Below are 3,651 nucleotides of genomic sequence, written 5' to 3'. Positions count from 1 at the left end.
CCATCCATGGCGGTCAGATGCTGGAGGTAGAGTAACGCAGGAGCTTGTTACCGAGGATCACTATTTGCTTCAATCATCTGCCTTGCCTACAGCACTTTGAACTCCCGCTGAAAGATCACATATTTAACAGGATTGGTATAATGATAGAAAACCAGTTTGATTTTACTTTTATATAAGTTGATTTAGGTAAAGCTAACCTTCGATTCGACCTTTCTCTGGTAATATCTCAATAATAATCCAGGTGCTTCCTTTTTTGTGGAGACGGATAGTGCGATCGTCTATCCATTCTCGCCCACCTTTTAACCCTTGCATTTTTACGATTACAGTAACGTCATCGGTAAACTTACGAAAGAAATCGATATCAATTTCATCAATTGAAATAGTTACTTGGCGCATGGACAAGCCTAATACATGCCGTTGTACCGCAGAGGCAATATGGTAATGATCCATAATTTCTTGGATATCTTTTGAGACGAATCTTTTCGCCTTATCAACATCACGCTCAATATAAATGGCTTCGAAGAAGCCTAGGGAGACTTGTTCTGGGGTGAGTTGAGGTTGGCCTAGTTCATCAGATTGCCCGCAAGCCGTGAGGATACACAACAAAAACAGAGGTAAGATTTTCATAGGCGCGATTCTAAGCATAAGGCTCTTTTTATCGGTTAAATTATTGCTCGCTAGTATCTCGATTTATGTCATCGCTTACAAGGATTGACGACGTATTTATTCGATTTGTGCAGGCAAGAAGCGTTAGAACGTTATCAACATCTATTTTAAGACCAAATAATGAAGGCCTTTAAAGTATCAATTCGATTGAAATAGTATTATTAATCATTTTATGTAAATTGTCATAAACGATTAAAGTGAATTGAGTAAAGGGTCATTGTTATTACGTAACCAGTAAGCAAGCTATTTTTTGTTCGAACTGTTTGGTTAACCAGTATTTTTTAGTAGGAAAGCTTGACGTAAAGAATGAAGCATGTCATACCTTGTTTATGCTTGTTAGGTAAAGGGTTCATTAACTAATGCGCTGCTGGGTGGCTACAGGGTGTTAGTCCAATAACGAGCTGACACTGATGATAAGTTGCTAATGTTTGAATATACTAGTTTGTTATTATTCCATAAAACAGTAATGGCAAATATCTAAAATTGTTATCCACAGATTCTGTGGACAACTCTGTTTAATTGAATGTGTTATTTCGGTAACTTTATGTATTTGTTTGTGTTTTTTTTGTGGTTAAAAAATAACGCAAATTATGGGTTCAATTGAAATTGATTGTAAATAAAACAAGCCTCTTAATGAGGCTTGTTTTATTTACTTCAGACGCTAAAAACCTACCATTTCTTTTTAGGCTGAAACAGCATATCAAGATCATCACCTTCTTTTTTCGGTTTTGGTGCACTTGGTTCGCTATGCTTTTGCGCCCCCATTATTTCATCGAGTAACAGTTTTGCTTCATCGACCTTGCGGGCAATAAAAGGGTCATTTGGTGTTTGAGCCTTAATTGTGTGTAATGTGTTTAAGGCTTTTGTGACCATTTGTTTACTGGAGCCGTATTGCTTCATAAAACATGCTGCACGGGCTCGGCTAATCATAGAGTCAACATTAATTCGTAATTGAAGACTATCAATACGCATTTCTTCTGCTGTAAAAATAGAGGGATCAACTTTTCCCTTATTATGTTCTGCACGTAATATCGCTTTAAGTTTTTTAAGTGTTTTTACTAATTCTAAAACTTGTCTATCGTTATCAGGTAATCTAAAACCCTCAATCGCGGGAATTTGGCTTGGCGATGATGATACGGTGGTTATTTGCGTTTTTATATCGGCTAGACGGCGTTCATAATCCGATTTTAACTGACCTGATGCATGGATTAATGATTGTTCTAAAGCATCTTGAATTCGGCGATAAAGCACTAACATTATGTGGCTAGAAGAAGGCGTCATACCCGTGTTAGATAAGACTGTGTCGGTTTCGTCTATAATGGCTCGTTGACGAGCAATTTCGATTCGACGCTCGGCTTCTGCGCGTTCTTTTTGTTGTTGGACAATACTAATGCCGATTATCAGCAGTAATAGCGCCCCAATTAGAATTAATATCAAAATTAAGGACATAAAGGTTCCGTTTTATCTTACATATCACATGGTAAATATAGCCAAATTTCAATGGCTAAAAGTCGTTTTGATACTGGATGAAATAGTAATAACAAAAATCTCATCGAAATGATTCTATATCTTAGCGTATGTTATCGCGGCTGTCGTTGAATAATAAGTCATTTTGTTGATAAATCATTAAACTGTTAACTGTCTATGTTTATGAAAAGCTGAGTCAATTCGCAACATTGCGATTTTTACTTGCTCGTTATTACTATTTATATTACATTTTATGGGTCATATAACGTTTTATTATAGTTGAACAATTGTTCTTGCTGGGTAAAACAGCGATAGATTTGTTGCCATTTACGTATTGGTAAATGAGTAACGGTTAAATCAAGGATCAAACCATGAAACTGCAACAACTTAGATATATTGCAGAGGTTGTCAAACACAACCTAAATGTGTCGTCTACGGCTGAGAATCTCTATACTTCACAGCCCGGCATCAGCAAGCAAGTTAGAATGCTAGAAGATGAATTAGGCATTCAAATATTTGGTCGTAGTGGCAAGCATTTAACTCATGTTACGCCTGCTGGACAACAAGTTATTGATATAGCAAATGATATACTTGGAAAAGTCGACAGTATCAAAAAAGTTTCAGAAGAGTACACCAAGCCTAATCAAGGCGAATTGAATATTGCCACTACGGATACTCAAGCGCGATATGCTCTACCACAAATTATTCGCGAGTTTATAAAAAGATACCCTAAAGTCAATTTGCATATGCATCAGGGAACCCCTTCACAAATTAGTGAACAGGCTGCTAGAGGTGACGCTGATTTTGCTATTGCAACTGAAGCAATGCATTTGTACACCGACTTAATTATGCTGCCTTGTTATCATTGGAATCGATCAATTGTTGTGACTCGAGATCATCCACTGGCGACACAATCGGCAAAGATTAGTATTGAAGACTTAGCGACATTCCCGTTGGTGACATATGTATTTGGATTCGATAAAGCGTCTGAAATTGAAAAGTCATTTAATCGTGCAGATCTTAACCCTAGAGTTGTGTTTAGTGCCACTAGTGCAGATGTGCTTAAAACCTATGTCCGTTTAGGGTTAGGGGTTGGCGTTATTGCTTCTATGGCAATCGATCCGGCTGTAGATAACGATTTAGTTGCAATTGATGCTAGCCATCTATTTGCGCATAGTACAACTAAAATCGGCTTTAGACGTGGCAGTTTTTTACGCAGTTATATGTATGACTTTATGCGACATTTTGCTCCTCACTTAACCCGTGATGTCGTTGAGAAAGCGGTAGGGCTTCGAGATCAGCAATTGATTGATGAAATGTTTGTTGATATAGCGTTACCTGTACGTTAGCGTTATTACGACTGTATAGTCATAAAAAAACCTCGCTAATAAGCGTAATGCCGTTCACTTAAGGTGAGCGGCACTTTTTCTTTTTGCTACCGGATACTTGTTTTTACTGACTTTTAAGCAGCGTGGATAACTCCTCTCTCGCTTGCCTTCTAACTTAAATTGTTTGGCA

General features: G+C 37.6%; 3 protein-coding genes. 1 reads left to right on the top strand and 2 read right to left on the bottom strand.

The features are described 5' to 3' along the window. Positions 1-192 precede the first annotated feature (192 nt). Positions 193-627, bottom strand: coding sequence for a hypothetical protein (locus ACWXWT_RS20135; RefSeq protein WP_456043350.1), 435 nt, complete (start codon positions 625-627; stop codon positions 193-195). A 708-nt stretch (positions 628-1,335) separates the two neighbouring features. Further along, positions 1,336-2,115 carry a hypothetical protein gene (locus ACWXWT_RS20130; protein ID WP_456043349.1) on the bottom strand — a complete coding sequence of 260 codons (780 nt, stop codon included), beginning with the start codon at positions 2,113-2,115 and terminating at the stop codon, positions 1,336-1,338. A 389-nt stretch (positions 2,116-2,504) separates the two neighbouring features. Here ACWXWT_RS20130 and cysB point away from each other — a divergent pair, with 389 nt between their 5' ends. Continuing rightward, positions 2,505-3,482, top strand: a complete 978-nt coding sequence (gene cysB, locus ACWXWT_RS20125) for an HTH-type transcriptional regulator CysB (protein WP_456043348.1) — start codon at positions 2,505-2,507, stop codon at positions 3,480-3,482. The last annotated feature ends 169 nt before the right edge of the window (positions 3,483-3,651 follow it).

This window comes from Shewanella sp. A22 (genome assembly GCF_053850585.1).
This window is presented reverse-complemented; position numbering and strand designations above follow the sequence as displayed.